21 protein-coding genes are annotated in these 26,260 nt (G+C 43.9%); 4 read left to right on the forward strand and 17 right to left on the reverse strand.

Annotation, left to right across the window (positions count from 1 at the left end; genetic code table 11):
- Positions 1–18: 18 nt before the first annotated feature.
- The 5 genes from BQ5796_RS14275 to BQ5796_RS14295 all read right to left on the reverse strand — a co-directional run bounded on the left by BQ5796_RS14275 (position 19) and on the right by BQ5796_RS14295 (position 5,718).
- Positions 19–726 carry a ComFC family protein gene (locus tag BQ5796_RS14275; protein WP_071460831.1) on the reverse strand — a complete coding sequence of 236 codons (708 nt, stop codon included), beginning with the start codon at positions 724–726 and terminating at the stop codon, positions 19–21.
- A 14-nt stretch (positions 727–740) separates the two neighbouring features.
- The gene (locus BQ5796_RS14280; protein ID WP_074033979.1) at positions 741–2,234 is read right to left on the reverse strand and encodes an ATP-dependent helicase ComFA; all 1,494 of its coding nucleotides are present in this window, start codon (positions 2,232–2,234) and stop codon (positions 741–743) included.
- Positions 2,235–2,598: 364 nt separating this feature from the next.
- Positions 2,599–3,438 (reverse strand): DegV family protein, encoded by an 840-nt coding sequence (locus BQ5796_RS14285; protein WP_071461315.1) that lies wholly within the window; start codon positions 3,436–3,438, stop codon positions 2,599–2,601.
- Positions 3,439–3,737: 299 nt separating this feature from the next.
- Entirely contained in the window at positions 3,738–4,460 is a 723-nt protein-coding gene (locus tag BQ5796_RS14290) for a response regulator (RefSeq protein WP_097678001.1), read from the reverse strand.
- Positions 4,461–4,578: 118 nt separating this feature from the next.
- Complete coding sequence (locus BQ5796_RS14295) at positions 4,579–5,718, reverse strand: sensor histidine kinase (protein WP_071460832.1); 1,140 nt, start codon at positions 5,716–5,718, stop codon at positions 4,579–4,581.
- Between the two features lie 496 nt (positions 5,719–6,214).
- Between BQ5796_RS14295 and BQ5796_RS14300 the strand changes: the two genes are divergently transcribed.
- Positions 6,215–6,859, forward strand: coding sequence for a YigZ family protein (locus tag BQ5796_RS14300; RefSeq protein WP_071460833.1), 645 nt, complete (start codon positions 6,215–6,217; stop codon positions 6,857–6,859).
- A gap of 99 nt (positions 6,860–6,958) precedes the next feature.
- Positions 6,959–8,005, forward strand: coding sequence for an LCP family protein (locus BQ5796_RS14305; RefSeq protein WP_071461317.1), 1,047 nt, complete (start codon positions 6,959–6,961; stop codon positions 8,003–8,005).
- A gap of 91 nt (positions 8,006–8,096) precedes the next feature.
- Here the strand turns inward: BQ5796_RS14305 and BQ5796_RS14310 are convergent, their stop codons facing one another.
- The 7 genes from BQ5796_RS14310 to BQ5796_RS14340 form a co-directional block, all read right to left on the reverse strand.
- Positions 8,097–9,155, reverse strand: a complete 1,059-nt coding sequence (locus BQ5796_RS14310) for a glycosyltransferase family 4 protein (protein WP_234969353.1) — start codon at positions 9,153–9,155, stop codon at positions 8,097–8,099.
- A gap of 127 nt (positions 9,156–9,282) precedes the next feature.
- Positions 9,283–10,344, reverse strand: a complete 1,062-nt coding sequence (locus BQ5796_RS14315; RefSeq protein ID WP_071460835.1) for a glycosyltransferase family 4 protein — start codon at positions 10,342–10,344, stop codon at positions 9,283–9,285.
- Between the two features lie 108 nt (positions 10,345–10,452).
- Entirely contained in the window at positions 10,453–11,556 is a 1,104-nt protein-coding gene (locus tag BQ5796_RS14320) for a glycosyltransferase (RefSeq protein WP_071460836.1), read from the reverse strand.
- 23 nt (positions 11,557–11,579) lie between these two features.
- Positions 11,580–12,320 (reverse strand): WecB/TagA/CpsF family glycosyltransferase, encoded by a 741-nt coding sequence (locus BQ5796_RS14325; protein WP_071461318.1) that lies wholly within the window; start codon positions 12,318–12,320, stop codon positions 11,580–11,582.
- Between the two features lie 26 nt (positions 12,321–12,346).
- Positions 12,347–13,528: a glycosyltransferase family 4 protein gene (locus BQ5796_RS14330; protein WP_071460837.1), complete on the reverse strand. Its 1,182-nt coding sequence runs from the start codon at positions 13,526–13,528 to the stop codon at positions 12,347–12,349.
- Positions 13,529–13,535: 7 nt separating this feature from the next.
- Positions 13,536–15,071, reverse strand: coding sequence for a murein biosynthesis integral membrane protein MurJ (gene murJ, locus BQ5796_RS14335; RefSeq protein ID WP_071460838.1), 1,536 nt, complete (start codon positions 15,069–15,071; stop codon positions 13,536–13,538).
- A 145-nt stretch (positions 15,072–15,216) separates the two neighbouring features.
- Complete coding sequence (locus BQ5796_RS14340) at positions 15,217–16,644, reverse strand: O-antigen ligase family protein (RefSeq protein ID WP_083413129.1); 1,428 nt, start codon at positions 16,642–16,644, stop codon at positions 15,217–15,219.
- Positions 16,645–16,824: 180 nt separating this feature from the next.
- On the opposite strand from BQ5796_RS14340, the gene BQ5796_RS14345 reads away from it, so the two are divergent.
- The gene (locus BQ5796_RS14345) at positions 16,825–18,897 is read left to right on the forward strand and encodes an LTA synthase family protein (protein ID WP_071460840.1); all 2,073 of its coding nucleotides are present in this window, start codon (positions 16,825–16,827) and stop codon (positions 18,895–18,897) included.
- Positions 18,898–19,035: 138 nt separating this feature from the next.
- Here BQ5796_RS14345 and galU read toward each other — a convergent pair whose 3' ends face one another.
- Complete coding sequence (galU, locus tag BQ5796_RS14350) at positions 19,036–19,914, reverse strand: UTP--glucose-1-phosphate uridylyltransferase GalU (protein ID WP_071460841.1); 879 nt, start codon at positions 19,912–19,914, stop codon at positions 19,036–19,038.
- 133 nt (positions 19,915–20,047) lie between these two features.
- Here galU and BQ5796_RS14355 point away from each other — a divergent pair, with 133 nt between their 5' ends.
- Positions 20,048–21,190 carry a glycosyltransferase gene (locus BQ5796_RS14355; RefSeq protein ID WP_071460842.1) on the forward strand — a complete coding sequence of 381 codons (1,143 nt, stop codon included), beginning with the start codon at positions 20,048–20,050 and terminating at the stop codon, positions 21,188–21,190.
- A 44-nt stretch (positions 21,191–21,234) separates the two neighbouring features.
- Here BQ5796_RS14355 and BQ5796_RS14360 read toward each other — a convergent pair whose 3' ends face one another.
- The 4 genes from BQ5796_RS14360 to BQ5796_RS14375 form a co-directional block, all read right to left on the reverse strand.
- Positions 21,235–22,989, reverse strand: coding sequence for a glucosaminidase domain-containing protein (locus BQ5796_RS14360; protein ID WP_071460843.1), 1,755 nt, complete (start codon positions 22,987–22,989; stop codon positions 21,235–21,237).
- Positions 22,990–23,247: 258 nt separating this feature from the next.
- Positions 23,248–24,057, reverse strand: coding sequence for a teichoic acids export ABC transporter ATP-binding subunit TagH (tagH, locus tag BQ5796_RS14365; protein ID WP_071460844.1), 810 nt, complete (start codon positions 24,055–24,057; stop codon positions 23,248–23,250).
- Positions 24,058–24,076: 19 nt separating this feature from the next.
- Positions 24,077–24,883, reverse strand: coding sequence for an ABC transporter permease (locus BQ5796_RS14370; protein ID WP_071460845.1), 807 nt, complete (start codon positions 24,881–24,883; stop codon positions 24,077–24,079).
- Between the two features lie 90 nt (positions 24,884–24,973).
- On the reverse strand, positions 24,974–26,164 hold the full coding sequence (locus BQ5796_RS14375) for a CDP-glycerol glycerophosphotransferase family protein (RefSeq protein WP_071460846.1): 1,191 nt from the start codon (positions 26,162–26,164) through the stop codon (positions 24,974–24,976).
- Positions 26,165–26,260 lie beyond the last annotated feature (96 nt).

Here is a 26,260-nt window from a genome sequence, read left to right on the forward strand (position 1 = left end):
CACCCAGCCACCGCACCTTTAACGGGCGATGGTCACTGAGTGAATACGCGCCGCACCTGCGCCTTTTAGTATTTTGGCTGCATGTCTGATCGTTGATCCTGTAGTATATATATCGTCAACGAGCATGATTGTTTTACCGGTTAATTCTTCATTTCTACCCAAGGTGAACACCTGTGGTAAATGAATGCGATCCTTCCTGGATTTCTTTGACTGCTTTTCCGAATGGATTCGTGCAAGGAGCAGCGTTGCCTCTCGTCCAGCCTCCAATATCAGCGCCTCCGATTGATTGAATCCCCGCTCGTATAATCGTTCCTCGCTGAGCGGAATCGGAACAAGATAGTCATGAGGAACCTTTCTCAGTACTTCCTCTATCTTCTCGGCAAATACCCTTGCGAGCACATAATCCCCGCGAAATTTATAGCGGGCGATCGTTTCCCTTAAAAAGTCGTTGTAGTGAAACAGCGAAATATTCGAGTCAAGCATACCCGCCCAATCACCGTCCTCTTCCCAGCGAACACAATCCAAACAAAGGTCCTCCTTGCAAAAGTTAGAATCTAGTTCTCTTCCGCAAATCCTGCAAGTCTCTCCTCCAATAGCTTCTAGCTTCGACAAACAGCGGGAACAGCAACCAGTCACTTCTTCACCAAGAAAAACACCGCGCCAAGTAGCGCTTGCCACCATCTCTTCATGACAAATCAAACAGCGTTCTTGCGAAAACATCCCCATCTCTAACCCCCCTCTCAATCAACAAGGCAGCGCTTCTCCGCTTCTTTGTTCATACTCTGAATCACCTTCCGTGCTCTTTGCATTTCTTCTGTCACGCCAAAATGAAAAAAAGACACAACACCCTTTGGAAAGCTCGCACTTCTGCCCGCCCTCCCAGCGATTTGGACAAGGGCACTCTCGGTAAAAAGCTCCGCCTCCGCTCCTAGAACTGCAACATCGATATTTGGAAATGTTACTCCTCGCTCCAATATGGTCGTGGTTAACAAAAGTGGAATTTTTCCTTCCCGCATTTTCCTCACCTTTTCTTTCCGATGCGAATCTTCTGCATGTACAGATTCGATTCCCTGATGCAGCTTTCGGAAAAGAGGCAGCATCTTCTCCATCAACTCAATTCTCGGAATAAACATCAGAGCCCCTTTCCCAGCGTCACACCTTGTTTTCGCCCAACTTACAACACTACCCGGCAGCCTGCCCTTTTGCAGAAGCTTAGCCCAATTACCGCACCAGACAAACTCCGGGACAGGCAGGGGATGGCGATGAAAGCGAGCTGGAATTGTCACATGCGCCCGCTTTCCTTCTCGGCACTCTCTCTGCCAGCTTCTGCATGGTGTCGCTGTAAGGAAAATCATCGCGGAATACGGTTTTCTTGCCTGCCTGACCGCATAGTGAAGCGTTTCATCAACAGAATACGGAAAAGCGTCGACCTCATCGACAATAAGTGTATCGAAAGCGCGGTAGAAACGGAGCAGCTGGTGAGTAGTCGAAATAGTGAGCGCAGCGAAAACATGGCGCTCCTCACTCCCCCCGTACAGTGCGGCAATAGACACATTTGGAAAAACCGCCTTTAACCTTGGCGCAAGCTCAAGGACAACATCCGTCCTCGGTGTTGCGATACACACGCGCTGTCCTGCCGCAATGGCTGCTTCAATCCCTTGGAAAAGAATCTCCGTCTTTCCTGCGCCGCACACAGCCCAGACTAAAAGCTCCTCCTTCTCAAGCATTGCACGCTCCACCCGAATAGCCGCTTCTTTTTGTCCATCTGAAAGCGAACCGTCCCATTGAAGCAGTCTTTGGGCAACATCATCCCGGCCGTTCGAACCAACCTCAGCATCATCCCGCCAGCCAACGAGCGGGGTACACTCACTCACTCTGCCCATCATTAAGCATCGCCTGCAGTATGCGCATTCTTCATTACAGCGATGACAATGGAATGCCGCAAACCAAGTCTTGTCCTCATTACCGCAACGCTGACAAACAAAGCGCTTGCCCGCTGTTATCAATCCTTTCCTGTAGGTGACGTAACCATGTTCGTAATGCTGCTGAATTATTTCATGGGAAAAAGGGACATCTTCGAAAAGAAGCTGTTTGCCATTAAGAATTTTTTTCAAATCAGCTTGAAAAGAAAATTGCGGATCAAGGGGAATCTCGGGGATGTCATCGATTCGGGAAATGGGGGAGCCGAGAATTTTTTCGGGGACAAGCTTGCTATCAATCACTGCAAATCTCATCATGCACCTCCTTTATTTTCTCCCATTCTATTCGGCAAAAAAACTTCCTACCCTGCCGTTTCCTGCTCTGAATTTTTAACAGATCGTGAACATTTCTTCGCTAAAAGGAGAGCAAAAATAATATGGGACTTAAAAGGCAGAGTTGAAGGAGATTATCGTTGTGCGGAACCGATTACACACTCAAGTTGAATCCTCCTAAAAAGGATATCTACCGTAATGACGGATTTATCTACGGTAAACAGCAAAATATCTACGGTAGCTTTTTTTAACTTACTTCTTTTGCATTTTATGTAAAAACAATAACCCCAGAACCAATAAAAAAACAGCCGCAATATCCGGCTGCCGTAACATAACTATCATTCTATTATTTTTTATACCAACCCATTCCCATCGCGCCTTCCCCTAAGTGGGTGCCGATGACAGGACCGAAATAGCTCAGCATAAATTCAACGTTTGGATACTTCTCCTCGAGTTCCGCCTTGCACTCGCGGGCTTGCTCCTCGCGATTAGCGTGGATGATGACAGCGCGGTACTTTTCGCCGTTGCTCACGTCTTCACTAAGCAGCTCGATCACGCGATTCCATGCTTTTTTCCTCGTTCTTATTTTTTCGAATGGTTCGATTTTTTTATCGGAAAAATGCAACAATGGCTTCACTTGAAGGAGGCTGCCGACAAATGCTTGCGCACCGCTCAATCTGCCGCCGCGCTGCAAGTGGCTGAGATCGTCCACCATGAAGTAGGCTCGCATCGTTTGCTTCATTTCCGCAAGCCGGGCCATGATCTCTTCCGGCCCTTTCCCTTCCGCTGCCATGTCAGCAGCTTCAAGCGCATAGAAACCCTGCACCATACAGCTGATTTCCGAGTCAAACTGGTATACTTTAATTCCCTCGGCCATGTTGCTGGCTGCAACCGCTCCCTGAAAAGTCCCGCTGATGCCGCTTGAAAGATGGATGCTGATCACCGCATCGTAATCATTCGCAAGACTTTCGAAAAGCTCGACAAATTGTCCTGTCGGCGGCTGCGAGGTTGTCGGAAGTTCCTTGTCCCTAACTTCTTCGTAAAACTGCTCAGCTGTCATATCTATTTCTTCCCGATAGCTCTCATTTCCAAAAATCACACTCAAAGGAATCAGTCTGATGCCTTTTTGCTCTCTTAATTCCTTCGGTATATATGCCGTACTATCCGTAACGACTGCCGTTTTCATGATAAAGTTACCTTCCTTATCTTTTGGACTACTATATATAAACACCATTCTAAATGAATTTAAGTTTAATTGCATTCCTTTTGATAAAACAGTATTCAGGAAAAAACAGAGTAAATTCGACAGCGCATCCAACATCCGCCCCACCAGGATAGGATGGAGGAAATAAAAAGGTACACCAGCATAGGCTGGTGCACCAGAGGTATGTATGTAGAATCGGTTAAAAAGACAAGCATAAACGGGATGAAACTTTTCATCTTCTCGGTTGACTGGTTCACCGTAAGACAAGCAGAAAACGCTTCCTACCTGACTTCGACCCAGCCATTCTTAATCGCCACAACAACGGCCTGTGTACGATCGTTCACATTCATTTTTTGCAAAATGTTGCTCACATGGTTCTTGACCGTCTTTTCACTGATGAAAAGTGATTCGCCAATTCCCCTGTTGCTTTTTCCATCAGCAAGCATCTGAAGGACCTCGCACTCGCGACGCGTCAGCAAATGCAGCGGCCTGCGAATATCCACTTTCGGCACATACTGGCTTGTTGAAGCAGTTTCGTCAATGGAAAGCCTGCGGTATTCCTTAACGAGATTATGCGTGATTTTAGGATGAAGGTACGAGCCGCCTTCTGCAACCACCTTAACTGCTTCGATCAGCGCATCCGCATCCATCTCTTTTAAAAGGTAGCCCGTGGCTCCCGTCTTCAATGCATGCGTTACATAATTCTCATCATCATGAATGGAAAGAATAATTACCCTCGAATTTGGAAACTTCTCCACTAGCTCATGTGTCGCTTCCACACCGTTCATATTTGGCATGTTGATGTCCATGATAATCACATCAGGATTATATTCCTCTGCAAGGCGGATGGCTTCTGTGCCATCATCCCCTTCAGCAACAACTTCAAATGAATCCTCGAATTCCAGAATCCGCTTTACCCCTTCTCTAAACAGCTGGTGGTCATCTAAAATGATAATCTTGGTTGTCAATACATTCGCCTCCCTTAACCTTCTGTCTCTATTCATTATCGTTCCCCTGCAGCGCAAAGTTAATTGCCTTGCAACTGTACAGTTACAGTACTAGTTTCTTGGAGAAACTGCGGGTTTTGTGTTCCGGGCTGCCGTAAACGCCTCTTCTTTTTTCCTATGCAAGCGGAATTTGTATCATCACGATGGTCCCTAAGCCGACTTTAGAATCGATAGTCAGTTCCCCTTCAAGAAGCTCCACTCTTTCCTGCATTCCCATTATGCCAAAAGATTCCGGGCATTTTTTCCGAATATCAAATCCTTTTCCATCGTCCTTCACAACGACCATCACGACATTGTTCCTGACTTCAAGCTTTACCTGAATAATGGTAGCCTGGGCATGTTTCAGGGCGTTCTGGACAGACTCTTGAATCAGACGAAAAAGGGCAACCTCATACTTTGTCGGCAGGCGCCTGTCGTGTCCCATATTAGAAAAAACTATTTTTGTCTGACTATGATATTCTTCGGTTGTCTGCAAGTATTTTTTGAGGGTAGGCACAAGACCAAGATCATCAAGGGCCATTGGACGGAGGTCATAAATGATTCTTCGCACTTCATATAATGCCGAACGAACCATCTTTTTGACGCTCCGGATTTCCTCCATCGCTTCTTCCTGACTGCGCTCTTTGAATATTCTCTCAATGAGATCGGAACGCAGCATGACATTGGCCATCATTTGCGCCGGCCCATCATGGATTTCCCTTGAGAGCCGCTTTCGCTCTTCTTCCTGAGCCTCAATAATCTTCAGCCCGAAGTCCTGCTTTCGCTTTGCTGTCTCCAGCACTTCCCCCATCTCTCGTATATCGCTCATCAAATAATTTAAGACGACAGATACTTGCGAGACGAGGTGCTCGGCCCTTTCGATTGTCTCGCTAAGACCAATTAGCCTGCGCTCCAGTTCATCTCGCCGTTCCCTGAGCTGCTTCTCGTGTTCCCGACACATCGTCAGATCGATTTGCATCTTATGAGCGACTTCGTATGCCTGACGGACTTGCGCTTCACTATAGTCCTTGAAATGCTTACTTACTTCGGAAAGCCGGTTGCGAGCGAACCTTGCGCTCGTCTCCAGCTTGTCTCCCTCGTCAATCACCTGGGCGACTTGAAGCTTTACTTCCTTCAGTTCATCGACTAGCGACGCATATTCATGCCGGCACTGTTCCCCAATCTGAAAGATTTCGTCTTTTGAATTTCCTACCGTATCTATCATTTTTTCAAGGATTACATCCAGCAATTTCTTATCCAGTTTCTTTATGGCCATACAGATTCCCCCAAAGGCAGTGCATGACAATATTTTAGCTTTAAAATGGTTAAGATACTATGTTTCCCTGTTGAAAAATCCGACTTGGAATAAATTTGGTCATTAAGGCATATTTTTCTTAATCTTTATCATGTCATATATCCTATTATTTTAACAGGAAAATCCATAGACTACTGTGTTCAGTGCCCTTCTCCATTTCTAAGGCGGAAAGTTTGAATGCGTCCTCCATTTTGGCAAATCAAGGATTGAGAATCAAGTCGATTTCATTATATCATTCCGCCACTTTACTAATATTAAAGTTTGATTACATTGCCTAGCAAGATTGTACCGAGAGTCTTGTCGATTTATAATGAAAATTGGCAACTAAAATGGGCCGGCATCCGTCTATATTAAATGAGATGTAAAGAGAATGGACAAAATGCGCCATAATACCATTAATTAACCTATTGAGATTCATTTTTCCAAGAAAGACATTACGAGAAAGGAGCCAGAAACTTTGCTCCCCTATTACTATACTGTATCAGGACAGGGAGAACGGGAGATCGTTATTCAGAAATCAAGGTTTATTTCCCAAGTAGCCCGAGTAGAAACCGAAGAACAGGCTCAAGAATTTATCGCCGCAATTAAAAAGAAACACTGGAATGCGACACATAACTGTTCAGCCTATTTGATTGGTGAAAACGACCAAATCCAGAAAGCCAACGATGATGGAGAACCAAGTGGGACTGCTGGTGTCCCCATTCTCGAAGTACTGAAAAAGAAGAAGCTGAAAGATACTGTTGTTGTCATCACCCGCTATTTCGGCGGCATCAAGCTAGGCGCCGGGGGACTAATCAGAGCATATGGCAAAGCAGCTGCTGAAGGAATTGCTGCAGCACGTATTGTGGAAAGAAAACTTGTGACCACCATGCATTCTACCATTGATTATACCCTCCTTGGTAAAGTGGAAAACGCTCTTCATTCCTCCATCTATGACGTAAAGGAAGTCACTTATCTGGACAAGGTAATAATTGAAACCTACGTTGAAACCGGCCAGGAGCCTGCATTTTGCGACTGGATGACCGAACTGACGAACGGTCAGGCCGACATAGAATCAGGAGAAGAACTTTATCTGGAAAAAAATTTTTCCCAACATGAATGACAAATACTATAGCGATGCTGCCTCTGCGGATGTATACTATTGGTTATCCAATACCATGACATAAGCCTTATGAGCAAAGTAAAAATTAATAAAGGAGAAATTTCGGTGAACAATAGATTGAGAAACAGAGCGGGAATTCGAAAGAAAAAACGGCGTAGAAGAGTGTTTTTCTTTATTTTCCTTCCCATATTCCTTTTGACGATTGCTGGGCTAGGTTATGGCGCCTATCTCTACACAAAGGCGGCTGATGTTCTCGGCTTGTCAAAAGTGGAGCTTAGCCGCGGCGACCAGTCTGCCAAGCGAATCAAAAAAGTTGATCCAAAACATGATAATATTTCTATCCTTATCATGGGGGTGGATGACAGCAAAGTCCGCAACCAAGGTGATGCGACAAGAACGGACGCTCTTATCCTCGCCTCTTTCAATAAGGATGAGAAGACAGTCAAGATGCTCAGCATTCCCCGCGATTCCTATGTGTATATTCCGTCGGAAGGAAAGCGCGACAAAATCACGCATGCCCATGCCTACGGAGGAGTCGATGGAACGATTGAAACAGTGGAAGAACTTTTCGACGTCCCTGTCGATTACTTTGTTAAGCTTAATTTCGATGCATTCATTGATGTGGTGGAAGCACTGAACGGAATCAAGGTCGATGTGCCGGTTGAGTTCACCGAGCAGAACAGCAAGGACACCGGCGATGCCATCCACTTGAAAAAAGGTGTTCAAAAGCTGAATGGGGAAGAAGCCCTCGCGCTTGCCCGGACGAGAAAAATCGATAATGATATCGAACGCGGTAAACGCCAGCAGCTCATCCTAAGAGCAATCATTGACAAAGCTATTTCTGCTGGGTCGATTACCAAATACGGCGATGTGATGGAAGCGCTTGGCGACAATATCACAACAAATATGGAATTTGGCGAAATGCTTTCCCTTTATGATTATGCCTTGAAAGGCCTTGATATTGAGTCTCTTACAATGGAAGGACAGGATGCTAGAATTAATGACGTGTATTATTTTCAGCTGGATCAGGCAAACGTGTATGAGCTTTCCAGCATGTTCAAAAGCCATCTTGATCTCTCGAGCATGAGTTCAAGCCGCGATGACGGCACAGAAGAGGATGAAACAATAAATAGCGACAACCCATAAACATTCTAAACTCCCAAGGTTCCCTTGGGAGTCTTATTTTATTTTTATTCGGTTAAAAAATCTTCTGTAGAGAAGGAGCCTCTTGGCTAGGCTATCCCTTCTTTCTCAACGCAGGAAAAATCAGGCCCATCGTCTTGATGATCGGCTTAAACCGCTTTCCTCCCCACTCGATTTTTTCCGCAAAAAATTCCAAGAGCAGCAAAGCAAAGAGCAGCACTACATTCAGACCGCGGAAATTACTGTGCGAAACAAGCACTCCCAGAGCGCCAAAAACACAAGCGATGAGGTAGATGAGCACAACGGTTTGCCTGTGCGTGAATCCATAATGAAGCAGCCTATGATGCAAGTGGAATTTATCCGCTGCTGAAATGGGTTCCCTGTTCGTAATTCTGCGAATGATGGCAAACAGTGTGTCGGATATTGGGACACCAAGAATCAAGATCGGAACAATGAGCGAAAGGAATGTTAGGCTTTTGAAGCCCATAAGCGACAGCACCGAAATGGTAAAGCCTAAAAAAAGCGATCCTGTGTCTCCTAGAAAAATACTTGCTGGGTGAAAATTATGTAAGAGGAAACCAAGGGTACTAACTAACAAAATAAGGCAGACAGTATAAACAAAGGCATCCCCCATGAGAAAGGCCATGCATGCCATCACGATAAAGGCGATGGCCGAAACCCCTGATGCGAGTCCATCCAAGCCATCGATCAGGTTGATGGAATTGGTGATGCCAATAATCCATAGGAACGTAAAAGGAATGCTGAAGTAAAGGAGATCCAGCTGCCCGCCGAACGGTATGTTAATATAATCAATCTTCAATCCTCCAAAAGCAATAATCACGGTTGCTGCTGTAAGCTGTCCAGCAAGCTTCGCCTTCGGAGAAAGCTCTATCACATCATCAAGAATGCCAACAGCCGTAACAATCGCACAGCCTGCCAAAAAAGCCCATAAAAAAGGACCTTCCGGCCGCAGTATTAGCATTCCTGCATAAAAGCCTGCAATAACGGCGAGGCCCCCCATCCTTGGCACCAACCGCTCGTGCACCTTCCGTTCATTCGGACGGTCAATGGCACCAACGGCACGGGCTAATTTTTTCACAAGCGGTGTGAGAAAACAGGACAGGAAAAAACAACCGGCAAGCACCCAATACATGTCGACCATCCTCCTTAGTCTTAGCCTGCCCAAACTTTCCAGAAGGAACCGCATTTTTTCTATTACCACAAATAAAAAACCGTGGTACATGGCTTTTTAGCATGTTCACACGGTTTCTATGAATCTATTATCTTCCTCTGACCAAAACAGTCTTAAATTCCCTATATGCTTTAATCAGCGGCTTGTAATCATCACGTACGAGACCAATTTTCTCCACGAACAGCTCGATGACGATCAGCATGGCGACGATGACGATCAGCGAACCCCAGACAGTTGCGAACGAGAAGATGAACGCCGTCAATCCGAACATCGCACTCATGGCATAGATCAGCAATACTGTCTGCCTGTGAGTAAACCCTGTCTTCAAGAGGCAATGGTGAAGATGCGACTTATCCGGCGCCGACAGCGGCTGCTTATTCACAAGCCTTCTGACGATTGCGAAGAACGTATCAGAAATCGGTACTCCCAGAATGATAATTGGCACAATCAGGGAAATGAACGTGACGTTCTTAAAACCTAGCAGCGACAGAATCGCAACGATATAGCCAAGGAAGAGTGCCCCGGTATCCCCCATAAATATTTTTGCTGGATGAAAGTTATAGAAAAGAAAGCCGATGGTGCTGCAAGCTGCGATAAGCGCCACAGCAAGCACGTATTGGTTTCCCATGATAAACGCCATGCCGGCGATCGTTAAGAGCGCGATCGTGGAAACCCCTCCTGCCAGACCGTCAAGCCCGTCAATCAAGTTGATAGCATTTGTGATCCCGATAATCCAGATCATGGTGAGCGGGATGCTGAAGATTCCAAAATGAATTTCTCCGCCAAATGGCAGATTGATGAAGGTTACATTCATATCCCCAGCCACTACCACGATCAGCGCAGCGGCCACCTGTCCGGCAAGCTTAACCCGTGGGGAAATCTCCTTTATATCATCAACGAAGCCTGTTGCTATAATGATCAAGCTGCCAATCATGAAAGGCCAGTGATACTTTCCCTCTGGTCCAATTAAGAAGATACCAATGAGAAAACTTAAGTATATAGCCAATCCGCCAAGACGCGGCATCACATTCTGATGCACTTTACGATGATTGGGCTTATCTGTTGCGCCAATTTTAAATGCAAGCTGTTTCACGAGTGGAGTTAGGATGATTGCTGCCAGAAAACTGGCGGCCATTGTTAGATATAACATAATATCCTCCGTATTATCACATAAAAGCATTATTTTCCCTATGGATTGACCTACAAAAATTCTTATCTAGTGGATTATAGCACAACACAAAGCAGTTGAACATTAACTTTAGTTTACAAAGAGTTTATAAGCATTATAGACGCTGTCAGCAAATGATTGGACCGAAAAACGTTCTGACGTGTGTTTCCTGAACTTTTCTCCCATTTCCTTCAATTCACCGCGGGCCTTTAGTCTGGCAGCTTCCATGATAGCTGCTGCGATAGCCTGAGAAGTTCCATCCACAATGAATCCATGTTCCGGATCCGGAATCATTTCTCTGACACCGCCTACATCTGTTGTGATTGCCGGGGTTCCTTCCCGGGAGGATTCAAGCAAGACTAGCGGAAAGCTCTCCGTCCTTGATGTAAGAAGCGTTGCGTCCGCCAATTTAAAAAACGGTGCTACCTCATCCTGATGTCCTAAGAACAAGATATGACTGTTAAGATTCTTCGCCATAACAAGATCTTCCAGCCGCTTCCTTTCTGTTCCCTCACCAACCAATAAAAGCCGGACTTTTTCCTTGGAAACTTTCCTTACAGTTTCAAGCGCTTCAATTGCCAGTTCATGCCTTTTGACTGGATCGAAACGAGCTACCATTAATAAGACGAATTCCTCGGCAGATAGTTTCAAATCCTCGCGCAAAATTTGCGATTTAGTGACGAATTGAAAATCGATGCCATTGTAAATGACGGTAATTCTTTCTCTGGCAATGCCGAATTCTCTCAGCATATCTTTGAATCTATCAGACACGGCAAAATAATGGTCTGCTTTTTTCAATACCGCCATGTTAAGGCCGGTAAACATTTTGCCCGCCAACCCTCTTCCAAGAAAATCGTTTCGCGGGTCGCTATGGACGGTAGTGGCCCATGTCACGCCAGTCATCATCCTGGCAAAAAAGCCGAAGAGATTTGCCCTAGCTCCGTGCGTATGAATGATATCGATTTTTTCTTCCTTGATAAAACGCTTTAGCTTCGATAGAAGAGTAAGGTCGTATCTGGAAGACTGGGAGAAAGTGACGGTCCGGATGCCTTGGGCTCTTGCCTTTTCAGCAAAAACACCATCCTCAAACAAACCGAGAATCAGCTCTTCCGAATCAATTCCTTTCAGGAGGGAAAGGATATGGACCATTCCCCCTCCCGTCTCATTTCCTGCATTTAAGTGCAAAATTTTCATGAAGGCGTTCGCCTCCTTATATTTTAAGTAACATCTTTTTTCTGTCCTGCTTTCACTTTGGCGACTTCAACAACAAATTGCGGCAGAACAAGCATCCGTCTCCAACGGCTCGGTTCCTGGATCAATCTGTACAGCCATTCTGCATGAAGCTTCTGCCAAGCTTCAGGTGCCCTTTTGACCGCGCCTGCCAGAACGTCGAAGCTGCCGCCGACACCGATGAATAGTCCCTTGTTAAATTCGTTGTAATGTTCATAAATCCATTTTTCCTGACGCGGAAATCCAATTGCGACAAAAATGAGGTCAGGCTGCGCCTCCTTTATTTCCTTAACGATGGAACGGGAATCGTGAAAGTATCCGTCATGGTAGCCAGCAATCTCTAACCCTTTGTACCTTGCCTTCACCGTTTCAATCGTCTTCTCGATTACTTCAGGTTTAGCGCCAAGAAAATAGGCACTCCAGCCTTCCTTGCTGCCTGTCTGAAGCAGGGACACCATGAGGTCAAAACCGGCAACTCTCTCAGGAAGCGGTGTGCGCAGCATTTTCGCCCCAAGGATGACGCCGGTGCCATCCGCAATTACATAATCTGCTTGGCTGACGATATTTCGGTATTCGCTATCTTTTCGCGCGTGCATGACAATTTCAGGATTGGCTGTCACGACGAAGGTCTTCTTTTTTCTGTTGATTTTGCTTTTTAACGCCTTTAACAGTTCGTATGCGTTAATATCATCGAATTCCATACCTAGTACATTAACTTTCCTTTTCATGATTGGCACGGGAAATAACCTACTTCCTAACGTGATTGCTTTTGTGACAGCGCTGCTGCGTAAATCTCTGCATATTTTTTCGCTGCCGCAAGATGGGAATACTCTTCTTCAACCTTTGTGCGTGCCAGATGTGCAAGCTTTTGCCCAAACTCACGGTCAGCAAGGATGGAGATGATCGCTCCTGCAAGCTCCTCGACGTTTTCCACATCGACAAGCAGGCCGTCTTTTTTGTCTTCGAAAATCTCCTTCAGCCCTCCGACTGCGCCAGCGACAACCGGCGCCCCCGAGCCCATTGCTTCAAGAGCAGAAATCGAGGTCGCTTCTTCCACTCCATAAGAGTGAACACTTGGAACAAGCACAACGTCTGCAGCAGCGTAAAGCTTTTTCATTTTTTCATGCGGTACAGAACCAAGGAGCATGATGTTTCCCTTCAAACCATGCTTTGCTGCAATTTCCTCGATCCTGCCCTGCTGTTCCCCTGTGCCTGCGTATACGAGCACCGTATCAGGATGTTTGGCAAGCACCTTTTCGAGAGCGAGAGCAGGATAGGAAACGCCGTTTTTCTCGGTCAGTCTCCGCGGTACGAAAAGCATCCGAGCATTTTCGGGAATACCGAATTCCTTTCTGGCTGCAGCACTATCCTCTTTTGACGGCCGGAAGTCGTTCACATCGATGAAATTCTTGATCGTAAATGCCTCCACGCCGGTCTGGTCCATGATATATTTACGGATTCGCTTATCGACTGCAATCACCTTCGCAGCGCCTTTATATGCCTGTTTTTCTGTCTCGAGTATTTCCTTGTCTTCCGCGCTTCCCTTCACAATAGCGCCTCTGCTGATGGCCTCAAAGGAAAAATAACCATGGACAGTCGCGACAGTTGGCACGCCTGTTTTAATTGACGCAGTTGCCGCATACACATCCTGTGAATTGATGACATCGTACTGGCCTTTTTTCTGTTCAAGGTAAGAAGAGAGCAGCTTCCGCTTCTGGCGATCGTTGAGAAGCTGTCCCTTTCCTTTATTCACTTTGTTAAGAAGGAATCCAGGAGCCTGGGCGTACACCTTCCGGAATAATGGATTCATATCGCTGAAGCTTAAAATATCGACAGTATGGCCGAGTTCTTCCAGCCCTTTTTTCAATGTCGCTACATGGGTTGAGAGTCCGCCTTCATGCGGGTATTGAAAAATCGTCGTAATCAGGATTTTCATCTTTCGGTCACCCCTTCTTGAATAATTTTAAGATTGCTTTCGTTTCCTGTATCCGCAATATATAGGACAGCACTAGGAAAACCGCAAACACAACAATTGTAATGACGGTAAGAAGCGGGATTGCGGGCAATTCATTCAAACTTTGGTATACCGGGTAGGCCGCAATGGAGCTTCCGGCAAAAGCCGCTAGAAATTTCAGGATGTCCCAGACCAATTCATTCCATGCGCCTCGTCCTGGCTTTGTTTTGATCCAAAGAAAAAATGCAAGCATACTTGCCTGAAGAAAAGTGGCAAAGCTTGTGGCAATGGCGATGCCTGAAACTTCAAAGTATGTTGATAACGTAAAGCTTAGAACAATATAGACTAATACCATCGAAATGCTTGTATACATCGCAAGCTTTGTTTCTTTCAAAGCATACAGGCAGTTCATCAAGTAATCCCTTAATGCAAAGAAGACTAGTCCCAATGAGTAAAAAATAAAAACCGGAACAGTTTTCATCGTGGCATCAATGTCAAATGCTCCACGCTGGAATGCGAGTTGAATCAAATCCTTTCCCCCGACTACCATGACAGCGACAAACGGAATCGAAAGATAGATGATCGTCTTCGCACCTTTCATAACAAGGCGGAAAAACTCTTCTTTTCCCTTGATGGCCGACTCGACGATGGACGGATACAGCACCGTAATCAGCGGAGCCATCACAATGCTGAGCGGAAGCTGCATCAGTTTGTTTGCATAGCTTAGCGCAGAGACGCTTCCTTCATCCAGTCCCGATGAAATAACCCTGTCGGTCACACCGTTGATCTGGACGGCAAGCGAGGCCACGATAATCGGATAGAAAAGAATCAGCGTCTCTTTGATTCGCTTCCTTTCCTTCTTGAAGGAAAAATTAAGTCTAATATTGTATTTCGATATCGATGGATACTGAATGATAAATTGGAAAATCGTACCGACAAGCACCCCTGCTGCGAGTCCCTTCACCCCGTATTCATCCGCTAACAGCACAGTAAAAAGAATGACGACAATGTTCTGCGCGGTTGCTGTCAGAGAAGGTGTGACAAATTTCTTATGAGAATTAAGAACCCCTGTCGAAATGGTTGTCAATGCCATGAATATGATGCCTGGCACCATGATTTTTGTAAGGAGTGCAGCCTGTTGCTGTTGGGAGTCGCTGAAGCCTGGAGCAAAGATTCGGACAAGTTCCTCTGATAATATAAACGATAAAACAGAGATAAAAGTTGCAATAACGAGAAAAACAGTTCCAAGTACACTCATCGTTTCATCCGCTTTTAGCGGATCTCTTTCTTTTTCCTCTACATAAATCGGGATGATTCCCGAGTAAATGGCAATCCCGATTGCCGTATACAGAAGGGTAGGAATCATATTGGCAACGAAGAAGACATCTGCCATTTCCGAAGCGCCGAAGTAGGTAGCAATAATCGCTTCCCTGACAAAACCGAGCACTTTGCCGAATGCCGAGATGACCGTCACGATTCCGACCGCTTTTACGATTCCGGGAAGTTTGTTAAACTTCGCTCTCATAAAAAAACCTCTTTTTCTCTATGGACAATAAGCCCATTATAAACTTTACGATTTTATATTAGAATAGCAAGAAAATTACCATTTTGTTAAAAAACTGTTAAACAAAGAATCATTCCCGCGGCTTGCACCCCGGGAATGAAAATCGCTACTCAACACTTCTTTTTCCGGCATACATCGTATGAAGGACGAAGCCGAGCATGATATAGAAGTAAAGTGTAAACGTCTTATCTTCAAATATATTGTAGAGCATACCTCCGGCAAAACCTGCAGCAAGGACGGCAATCAGCGGAATTGCTGCCTCATTGGCTTCCCTCCGCTTCCAGCATGACCAAACCATCCCGAGGATAAAGACTGCAAACGCGGCAACCCCAAGGGCGCCAGTCTGGACAATAACTTGAATGTACTGGTTATCAGTATAGAGATTTTTCGGCACCTTATACTTCTCGTAAATTGGCGATAGATAAGTCAATGATGCGGAATCTCCGTAAGTTCCAAAGCCTGTGCCGATAACAGGGTGATCCTTGAAGATTTCAAAACCTCTATTAACCACGTATAATCTGCCCCATGCTGTACTCTTTTTGATTGTTTCTTTGTTGAACGCCTCGTTCATCCTTGTGGAAAAATCGCCTTCAACTTTATCCTGTTTTTCCTTATTCTCCTGTTTCGCCGTTTTGCTCTCCATATAGTCTGTTGCCATAACAACAGGATAGTAGACGAGCGGTAAGGCAAGAATGATGCTGAGCAAGATTGGCCTCAGCACTTTCCAATCCCTTGAAAGAATCAGGTAGACAAGAATGCCGACCCCAAGCGCAATGATCGTTCCCCGAGAATACGTCAAAATGAATGCACCGAAAATCAGTACAGACAAAATAGTGAGGAGCACCTTTTTTCCTTCTGCCAGCCTTCTTAAGTAAAGCGTGAAGACAAATGCGATGGACAGATAAGTTGCAAGCACGTTCGGATTGCCAATCAGGCCGTATATCCGCATTCTGTTCGTCTCAGCTAAAGGCATCTCCACCCAGCTTTGCGGGAGGAGTATGGTCCTTAATGATACTTTCTCCACAATGCCCTGCAGCGACAGCAGTACGGCCATCATCACTGTCACCCACATGAACGAGGCAACGTCTTTCCTAGTGATTTCTAAGCTGCGAACCACGAATATCAGAAGGAAAGTAATCATGAAGGCCCTTAGCTGAAAGATGATTGCGCCGAGCGATACGCCTGTCAGAAGCGCCGATGCTGCCCCAATGGCTAAAAATGCAAGAAAGCCTGCAACAAAAACGAGTCCTGTCCTTGCTTCTTTTCGTTTTCGGAAATAGTATGGCAAGCTTTGTAAAAACAATAATATAATCAATAAATCTCCGATAAACTTTACACTATCATTCACTTCGAGCAGGAATGGCCTTACAGGAAAGTAAACTATCAGAAACAAAATGCCTTGCTTCGGGTTGAACAATAAAATTGCTACAATAAGCACCGTTGCTGCAAAGCCGACAGCCTGATGTGGAACGAGAAGGCTGGCAAGCAGAAATACAACCGAAAGAATCAAACCATATTTACGAATAAAGTCCAATGATGTAACCACCTTTTAATGTGAGCAAATGTGTACTTCATTTCTTTTTCTTGAAATATACTATCACAAATATTAAGAAGTGAAAGAATTATTTTGTAAACTTTCAAATATGCAATAAATTTGTTATCATTAATTTACATTTTAACAAAACATTAACATAAAAAAGAGAGGCAGTGCAGGATGAAAGAGGGAATCACCGTAAATAAAAAAGTTTTCGTATATATGACGTTGCTCATCACGATTCCGTTTCTCACTCTTTTTCTAACTGAAGCAATTCATCGCGGATCGATCAGAAGTGCTTACGACTGGATTTTCGACAGCAGCTTCTCGTTTCTAATATCGTATCTGTTCTACCTTTTCCTTGTATCTTCCTTTATTTTTCTTCCCAAAAAATTGTTCATTCCCTTTTTGTTTCTCCAATCATGGTTCTGGTTCCTTGCAGCATACGGAAGCTTCCGCAAATTCCAGCTGCGGGGAACAAGGCTGATGCCAGCCGACCTGGAACTTGTAAAGGAAGGCATGGCAATCATGGACAGCGTTGGCGAACTGTTCAACTGGAAGATCGGACTGACCATTGCGCTAGTTCTCGTACTATTTATCGTGATGATCTATCTTGGAATCAAGTATTCCAGGCAATTGAACTTTAAAACGAGAGCAGCCATCTCCCTGTTTTCCATCCTAATCTTCGCTGCGCTAACATTGAATCCTCAAGTTTTTTCCATGCGGGTGAGCGACGAGCAACAAAAAGATGATTACGGAAGTCTCGGTCTTGCAGGAGGCTACTTGGAAATCAGGGAAAAGACGACCGTGAAAAAGCCGTTCCGCTATGGAGAGGACAGGATGGCGAAAGTCGGTTCTGCCAAGTCTCCTGATAGCGCTGTTAACCTGAACTTCAAACCGAATGTCATTGTCGTGCTCGCCGAAGCACTGTGGGACCCGTTGAAGCTTGAAAAGTTAAACCTCAAATACGATCCGATTCCTAATTTTCGAGAGCTATACGAAAATTACCCTTCCGGTGAAATGCGGGTACATATTTATGGCGGTGGGACGTTCAATTCCGAAGTCGAAGTGCTAACGGGACTGACGACAAGGTTCCAGCCGGAAGCAATGGAGGCATACTATATCAACCGCCCAACTGACTCGCTTGCGCATGTGCTCCGAAAACAAGGCTACCATACCGCTGCAGTCCATAATTTCAAGAACTGGTTTTATAACCGCAGCGTCGTCTACAAACACCTAGGATTTGAAAAATTCGTTGCAATGGAGTTTTTCAATTACCCAGTAAAAATCGGTCCATATATCGATGATAATGAATTGATGAACAAGGCCTTAACGGAGCTGAAAAAGACGAAAGGTCCTGACTTTCTCAATATCGTCACAGTGGCAAGCCACGGACCGTATATTGATCCCCGGTATAATAACCTGGAAAGCTGCTCAGAATCGAGCTTGTTGAATAATGAAACGAAATACATTTTAGATTTGTATTGCCGGACGCTGAAGGATACGGACGAATCCATCAAGACGCTGATTGACGGCGTGAAGGAACTTGATGAGCCCACAATAATCGCCATCTACGGTGACCACTTGCCGATGCTTGGCAACGACTTTGATATATACCGCCGGGCCGGCTACATGAAAGATACGAATACTTACAGCGACTATGAAAAAATGTACTCAACTCCGATGGTTATTTGGGATAACTTCACACCGCCCGGCAACAAGGAACACTTGAAAATGACACCAAACTTCCTTGGTTCTTATTTGCTGGACCGCGCGAAAAAAGAAATGTCCCCTGTATTCAGGGAAACGAAAAAAATATATGACCAAGGTATCACGATTATTCCGCGGAGAGAGCATAACGACGAAGAAAAAATAGATAGCTCAAAGCTTGAGGACTATAAGCTCATCCATTATGACACACTTTACGGAAATCAGTATCTCTACCAAAACAATCCAATCTCCCCTGTGAAGGACTACTTCCTAGGCAGCGAACGGATTGAAATTACAAGCGCTGAGACGATTTCTAAAGGCAAATACAATATACGCGTCACCGGAAATCACTTCGTGGAGCACGGAAAGGTTTTCTGCAATGATCGATTGCTCCAAACAAAATTCGTCAGCGAAAACGTCATGCTCGCCGTCCTGCCTGAGAGCATGCGGAATCAAAAGGAAAAGCTGATTGACGTCAAAGTTATCGATGACCAAAAAACGCCAATTGCAAAAACGAAGCTTATTCCGCTCGATGGAAACTGACAAAGGACCGACCACTATTTGCAGATTCAGAAAATCCGCCGAAATTTCAGGCTTATTGGGGAACGATACGAAAAAGGCCTGTTCCGTTCCGTTTTGGAATGGAACAGGCTTTTCTTATCCTAACGGCGCTTTTCCAAATTACTTGCCATGAACAATGGCATCAAGGTAACTTCTTACATTATCCTTAATGTCTTCCCGCTGTAAGGCAAAATCGAGCGTTGCTTTGATGAACCCGAATTTGTCCCCGACATCATAGCGGTTGCCTTCGAAATGACAGGCATAAATGCCATCCGATTTGTTCAATATCTGAAGCGCATCCGTCAATTGGATTTCTCCGCCTGCTCCCGGAGCCAGATTCTCAAGAATGCTGAAAATCTCTGGTTTCAGGACATAGCGGCCAAGAATTGCGTAGTTTGACGGCGCCTCTTCACGCGCCGGCTTTTCAACAAGGGCATTTACTTTGAAGACTCTGTCATTCCCCTCTTCGCCGTAGCAATCAATGACACCGTATTTCGAGACATCGTTCCAATCGACCGGCTGGACGCCAACAACAGATGCTTCCTTCTTCTGATAAACATCCATCAGCTGCTTCAATCCCGGTGTTCCTTCCGTCTGAATGATGTCATCGCCAAGAAGAACGGCAAAAGGTTCATTTTCGACAAATGTGCGGGCACAATAAATCGCGTGGCCAAGGCCGAGCGGTTCCTTTTGCCGAACATAATGAATATTTGCGAGACGCGATATTCCCTGAACCTGTTCAAGGATGTCCCATTTTTCCTTTTGCGCGAGCGTTTCTTCCAGTTCATACGATTTATCAAAGTGATCTTCGATTGCCCGCTTCCCGCGGCCGCTGATAATGAGAATATCCTCAATTCCCGATGCAACGGCTTCTTCTACAATATATTGAATGGTCGGCTTGTCGACGATCGGCAGCATTTCCTTCGGCTGCGCCTTTGTTGCCGGTAAGAAACGTGTCCCTAGGCCGGCTGCCGGGATGATGGCTTTGCGGATCTTCATTTTTTAGCCCCCTAATATGTATCTTTGGTTTTCTTTTGCTATACTGCTAAAGTATAATTACATCATATAGAAAAAGGGAATCTTTCACAACTAGCCAAAAATTTGTTAATAAAAATTTAGGAGTTTTTTTACAATGACTACACAATTTCGTCTGCTTGCACTTGGTATGCTCCCATGGAACTATACAGAATTAAGTGATACAATCAGATCTACCATTCTTGCGGGGGATTTCTCCGAAGTGGTCTACATCAACCCTCAGGCTGAAGTAAGAAATCTGTCTCCAAACTGGAGCGAACGGGTGGAGGGAAAGACAAGGATCTGGAACTCGCCGTTCAGCCTCATTCCGACACGTCACGGACTGCACCGCGTCAGAGAAAAGCTCTCTGCCGCCTTCCTCGGAAGCTTTACTGCAAAGAGGCTTGGTTCCGATTGGCGAGAGAACACGGTAATGTACGTGACACCGACAACGCTTGAACAGTCGTATGAGTATGTGATGGCTATGAAGCCAAAGCATCTTGTTTTCGATATTCTTGACGATAATTTGAGCTTTCCTTCCATCAGTCGTGAGAAAAGAGAGAAGCTGACAAAGATGTTCCGCGAAATTGCGGCAAGTGCAACGGTAATCACAGCGGTCTCACAGCACCTTGTCGAAAATGCACAAAAATTGACTGGAAGGGATATTGCCTATTTGCCGAACGCTGTCGACATCGACCGTTTCAGTGCAATTCCCGAGGAGCAGCCAGCCGATATTCGCGCTCTCCCCGACCCCCGCATTACCTTTGTCGGGGCACTCACAAGCTGGATCGATTTCCCGCTTTTAACGGAAACAGCGAAGATTTTGAAAGAGTACCAATTCGTCATGATTGGTCCTATCGACTATCCTGCCATTAATCAAATTGAACTTGCTGGACTGCAAGGCTTGGACAATGTCATCTTCCTTGGGGCAAAGCCGTATGGAGAAGTGCCCGCCTATCTACATGCCTCCGATGTGCTTCTTCTCCCTCGGACGATGGATCCGCACTCCCTTGCGTGTGACCCGCTGAAGGTGTATGAATATTTAGCAACAGGTAAGCCCGTCGTTTCCACGAAGCACCCAAGCATTGAGCGATTTTCAGCGTTCGTAAAAAGCGGTGCAACGCCCGAAGAATTCGCTGCTGCCATCAGAGCAGCCCTGACTCGTGACAATAACGAAAAAGTAATGCAGCATGCGGCTATTGGCGGGCTTTCTTGGAAGGCTAGGGCGGAGAGATTGAAGAAGTTAGTAATAGAGAATTAGCCAAGGCATGTAAAAAGGAGTACCACTCGGTACCCCTTTTTGTTTTATCTTGTAATCACTTTGATGTAATCACCTGAAACATACCCTGTTTCAGTAGAGTTTGGCAAGTATACTTTATACCAGCCGTCGGTGATAACAGGCTTTCCGCCTGAAATTACTGCTTTCAGATATTTTCCAGATGGCACACTTGTCAGAACGGTGCTGCCTGAAGGAGCGTTTCTAATATTCAGGACAGAACCCGATGATACCGTTACTTTTAGCAGATTATCCATTTTGATTAGCTTACCATAGAGCCAACCTCTGCCTGCTCCTGTAGCCACCCTATACCACTTATAGTCATATGGATAAACACCATTCAAGCGAACATCTGTATTATATCCAATCACAGTTATTCGGGAAGTTGCCGAAACCGTATTAATATATGTGGAGCTAGAAGTATAAGGTAGCGTCCTCAACTTCGCACTCTCGATAACTGTCGCGGTTATGCCTTGCGGGAAGTCAATAATGATATGGCCTGGAGAAGTACGGCCTGCTGGAATATCTCTACTGTAGGAACCGGGATAGCCTGAATTTAGCGGCAATACTCCTGCATTCGCGTAGTAGTTCGAATTGTAAGGCTTCATTCTTTCCATTAGGTTACTGATTCCATTTTTCCAGTTTTGATCTGCTGCATAATTGACATTCATGCCACTAAGCGTTGATCCATGCTCGTAATGATAATATGGGCCACCCGGGTTAAGGTAATTGGTCCGAACCATATATGCAACTGCATTGATGCTTTCCGCTGCTGTTGGATAATAGTATCCACATGTGAAAGGACATACATCATATGCTCCGTAACCATACAGATTGTTTTTATATTTCATCAGATTGGATTTTCCCCAACCTGTTTCCCAGATAGCATGCGCAACAAGGTATGCCGCATTTACACCGTATTTAGACTGAGCTGCGAGAAAACTAGATGCATTGTTTCTGAGTGGATTGTTCGGGCTTACTCTATCGAGAAAAGCAACAATTTCTGATGCTGTAATATTGGCCGGCTTTCTTAAATCAAGATTCAAATAAGAGTCCACTTGAAGATTCGTACTGGTATGTGACTTTGAAATATAACCTGTTTTTTTCACTCCTTTCACATATACAGTTGCAGTATACCAGCTGGAAGTGAAATTCCTAACTCTTAAAATAGTGTCTTTTGAATAAGATTTTAAGACTGTAGCACTAGTGGATGCATATGAATACACTTTTGTCGGAGCATTAATCGCGCGCACTTGAAGACTAGTTGTTGATGGAACAGCATTTTCCACGTCGCTCGCACTTATGTACCCTTGAATCTGCTTCCCAGACACATATACCTTTGCTTTATACCAGCCAGGAACGAAAGATTGATAGGAAAGGATCTTGCCTTTCGTATACGTCTTAACGACTTTTGATGCAGTGTAAGCTTTTGAATAGATTGGAGTAGGTGCTTTCAAAGCCACCCCTTGGTAAGAGACAGGGGTGGTATCAGCATCCCTGACATCACTTTTCAAAATATAGCCTGCTGTTGCTAGTCCATTGACATACACCGTACATTTATTCCAAGAAAAATTATATGTATGATACTTTAGAATGGTGCCTTTCGCGTAAGTTTTAATGACTTTAGAGCCTGTCGAAGCGCTCGCATAAATATTAGTAGGGCTTTTAAGCGCAACTCCCTGTACCTTAACAGTTGCAGCTTCTGCCCCTGGCCCCTGTAAGCCGGCTGCGGCCAACAGTAAAAATAAGAACAACAAAATATTTAGTTTTTTTGTTCGTGCCACCAATACACCCCCGTAATTTTTTATCTTTCAAACATTCAACCTTCCAATCCACTATTAATCTATCAAACCCTTTCAGCTATCACCATACGTTTTTAACAATAGAGTTAAAAATGAACCGAATGTCACATTATGTTGAAAATTGATATTGAATTATAGACTAATAGACTCTGTTGCTTATTAAACGCTAAAGCTTCATTGTATTCCTATTTGTGAATGCATTACGTACATCAATAAAAAACCCGCATTTCTGCAGGTTTTTTACACGGACAATGTTGGGTTCGCTTTACTTTGCCTTGCCAACGCCTCTTCCCGATATTTCTTCTGTTCCGCTTTAGACATAGCCTTATACTCTTTAAGGAATTTCTCATATGCCGGTATGACTTTATCCACTGTATCGTACATTTTTAATTCACCGAATTCCAGCCAAATCGCCTTTTCACAAAATTTCTTCATCTGACCAATAGAATGACTAACGAAAAACATTGTCTTTCCACGCTTTTTAAATTCATACATCTTTTCAAGCGATTTTTCCGCAAACGCCTTATCCCCGACAGACAGGGCTTCATCTATAATCAATACATCCGGATCAATATTTACTGAGATAGCAAATCCAAGCTTAGAACGCATTCCGCTTGAATAGGATTTAACAGGTTGATCAATAAACTTTCCCAGCTCGGAAAACTCAATGATTTCCGGTTCAAGTTCTTTAATCTCTTTTTTGTTGAAACCCAACATTAGAAGTTTTAACTCGATGTTATCCCTTCCGCTAAGTTCATTATTCAATCCCGAAGCCACGGCAATTAATGCTGTCTGCCCATTAACTTCCAGTGAACCGCTTGTTTGAGGTACTATTCCTGCAATGATATTGGAGAGGGTTGATTTCCCTGAACCGTTTATACCAACAAAACCAATGACATCTCCAGCTTCTGCCTCAAAACTGATATTTTTCAATGCATAAAAATCTTCCCCGTAGCTTTTCGGCAGAAGAATATCCAGCAGCTTTTCAGATGTCTTAGTATAAAGCTTATATTTCTTTGAAACATTGTTTACAATAACTGATTTGGCCATTCCTTAAATCACTTCCAGTTTATAAGTAATCAACAAAATGCTTTCTGAACTTGGTGTGAACAGAAGAACCAATGATAAAGAAGAAAAGGACAACAGCCCAAAAGTATAGAGTGAACTCCCAATGAGTGTAAATGAACCATTGTTTGTAAAGAAGAGAAGCGCGATATCCCTCAACCAAATAATAAAACGGATTAAGTTTCATTACTACATTAAGAAATCCGCCCAAGTCCCTTTCCCAAAGAATTGGAGTTAAATAAAGCAGCATTCTCATAACTGATTGGACAACCATTTGCACATCACGAACAATCGTTGCAAGTGTTGATGTCAGTAAAGATATTGATACGATTAATACTATTGTAGCAAAGAGAAAATATGGAAGCTGAAGATAATAAACAGAAACTGGGTACCCTAAAAACTGCAGCAGAACGATGCTGATCGCTAGCAGAAGCAAGTGTGAGTACAATTTAGAAAATATTACATAAGTAGGAATTACACTTACCGGAAAACTCATTTTAGAAATAATTTTAATCCGCGTATATATTGACCTGGATCCTTGGGTCATTGCCGGATTAATGAAAAACCAGAGTATAATCCCTGATAGTAGCCATGGGAAGAAGTCAATTCCATGAACAGAGCGCTCCTCACCTCTGATTGCAAAACCAAAAACAAACCAATATATTGCAATTTGAATTCCCGGGTTTAATATCTCCCAAAGTGCTCCAAGATAATTATTATTATTTTGGCTTTTTACTTCATATAGGGAAAGCCTTCTTACAAGGTAAAAATTTTCAATTTGTTCCTTCAAAACCAAAATGGCAGATTTCATATTTGATCCTTTCTAACAAACTGGTGCAGATATAAACACCATAAGATTATACACTATTTAGCCTTCTGATAAACTCTTTGAGTAACTGAACTAGCCAAATAATTTATGAACAACCCGCATAGCTGCTTCACCATCTTCTAAGTGGCAGAACTTCTGGTGAAATGCAGTGAATTCAGGAGAAAGCGGATAACCCTCGGATTCACTTTTTTTGATCTCAGCTATTAATTCATCTGTAGTTTTAACAATTGGACCAGGAGCTTCCTTTTCAAAGTTAAAATAAAAGCCTCTTAGCTTATCCCTGTACGTATCAATGTCATAAGCATAAAAAAACATTGGTTTTTTCCTATTAGCAAAGTCAAAAAATACGGAAGAATAATCAGTTACCAGCAAATCAGTTACCAGATATAGTTCTCTTATATCTTCATAAGAAGAAACATCATAAGCAAATCCTTCAAGAGAAGACAAATCAAGGTTTCCTGCAATCAAATAATGCATCCTAAGCAATAGGATATAATCCGATCCAAGCTTTTGTTGAAAAGCCTCTAAATCAAGGTTCAAGTCAAACTTATACTTACCTACACTATAAAACTCATTATCTCTCCACGTAGGTGCATATAAAATAACCTTCTTGCCAGACGGAATGCCGATATCTTTTTTAATCTTATTAATATAGCTATCTGAATGATCTTTTAGTAGAATATCGTTCCGTGGATAACCCGTCTCGAGCATCTTTTTATCAAAATGAAAAGCCCTCCTAAAAATATGAGATGAATAGTGATTTGGAGATATTAAATAATCCCATCTAGATGACTCTTCCAGGAAGTTCTTTTTATAGGATTCTGTCGTTGTACCTGGCATATATACCTCTTCCATATCAGCAGCAAGACGCTTAAGTGGTGTACCATGCCATGTCTGAAGATATATAGTATGCTTTGGCTTTGGAATCCATAAAGGAAGGCGGCTATTTGATACCCAATATTTTGCACGAGCCATTAAAATTAACCATTTTATAGAAAAGCGATTAACGGTTTCTAAACCCTTGCCTGCAAATGCACTTTGATAATGAGGATCAATGCTCCAATACAATTTGTAATCTGGATACTGCTCCTTTACACACTCATATATCGCACGCGGATTACAGCTGTATTGTTTTCCTAGGTAACTCTCAAAAATAATAAGTTTTTCATCCGCTGGAAACAAACCTATTGTTTGAAAGATAATTTTGTAACCAAGCTTTATTAAAGAACTGCCTTTAATCTTGCGAACCAATTTTTTCAGCATTATTCTTTTCCTTTGTATTTTGGTATAGTCCTTACACAACAACACTATAATAATTCTTTTTATCTTATTCCTCAACCCATGAAATATTATACCAAC

Source organism: Bacillus massilinigeriensis, from assembly GCF_900111815.1.
GTDB lineage: Bacteria > Bacillota > Bacilli > Bacillales > Cytobacillaceae > Mesobacillus_C > Mesobacillus_C mediterraneensis.

What these genes read in the sequence shown, in the direction of transcription:
- BQ5796_RS14275 (WP_071460831.1), bottom strand. Translation starts at nt 726, where the DNA reads ATGGGGATGTTTTCGCAAGAACGCTGTTTGATTTGTCATGAAGAGATG.
- galU (WP_071460841.1), bottom strand. Translation starts at nt 19,914, where the DNA reads ATGAAGATCCGCAAAGCCATCATCCCGGCAGCCGGCCTAGGGACACGT.
- BQ5796_RS14325 (WP_071461318.1), bottom strand. Translation starts at nt 12,320, where the DNA reads ATGAAAAGGAAAGTTAATGTACTAGGTATGGAATTCGATGATATTAAC.
- BQ5796_RS14310 (WP_234969353.1), bottom strand. Translation starts at nt 9,155, where the DNA reads ATGTATTGGGTGCTTGCCGGTTGTTTTTTCCTGTCCTGTTTTCTCACA.
- BQ5796_RS14355 (WP_071460842.1), top strand. Translation starts at nt 20,048, where the DNA reads ATGACTACACAATTTCGTCTGCTTGCACTTGGTATGCTCCCATGGAAC.
- BQ5796_RS14280 (WP_074033979.1), bottom strand. Translation starts at nt 2,234, where the DNA reads ATGAGATTTGCAGTGATTGATAGCAAGCTTGTCCCCGAAAAAATTCTC.
- BQ5796_RS14330 (WP_071460837.1), bottom strand. Translation starts at nt 13,528, where the DNA reads ATGAAAATCCTGATTACGACGATTTTTCAATACCCGCATGAAGGCGGA.
- BQ5796_RS14370 (WP_071460845.1), bottom strand. Translation starts at nt 24,883, where the DNA reads ATGAAATCTGCCATTTTGGTTTTGAAGGAACAAATTGAAAATTTTTAC.
- murJ (WP_071460838.1), bottom strand. Translation starts at nt 15,071, where the DNA reads ATGAGAGCGAAGTTTAACAAACTTCCCGGAATCGTAAAAGCGGTCGGA.
- BQ5796_RS14345 (WP_071460840.1), top strand. Translation starts at nt 16,825, where the DNA reads ATGAAAGAGGGAATCACCGTAAATAAAAAAGTTTTCGTATATATGACG.
- BQ5796_RS14375 (WP_071460846.1), bottom strand. Translation starts at nt 26,164, where the DNA reads ATGCTGAAAAAATTGGTTCGCAAGATTAAAGGCAGTTCTTTAATAAAG.
- BQ5796_RS14285 (WP_071461315.1), bottom strand. Translation starts at nt 3,438, where the DNA reads ATGAAAACGGCAGTCGTTACGGATAGTACGGCATATATACCGAAGGAA.
- tagH (WP_071460844.1), bottom strand. Translation starts at nt 24,057, where the DNA reads ATGGCCAAATCAGTTATTGTAAACAATGTTTCAAAGAAATATAAGCTT.
- BQ5796_RS14320 (WP_071460836.1), bottom strand. Translation starts at nt 11,556, where the DNA reads ATGAAAATTTTGCACTTAAATGCAGGAAATGAGACGGGAGGGGGAATG.
- BQ5796_RS14290 (WP_097678001.1), bottom strand. Translation starts at nt 4,460, where the DNA reads ATGAATAGAGACAGAAGGTTAAGGGAGGCGAATGTATTGACAACCAAG.
- BQ5796_RS14295 (WP_071460832.1), bottom strand. Translation starts at nt 5,718, where the DNA reads ATGGCCATAAAGAAACTGGATAAGAAATTGCTGGATGTAATCCTTGAA.
- BQ5796_RS14315 (WP_071460835.1), bottom strand. Translation starts at nt 10,344, where the DNA reads ATGTTATATCTAACAATGGCCGCCAGTTTTCTGGCAGCAATCATCCTA.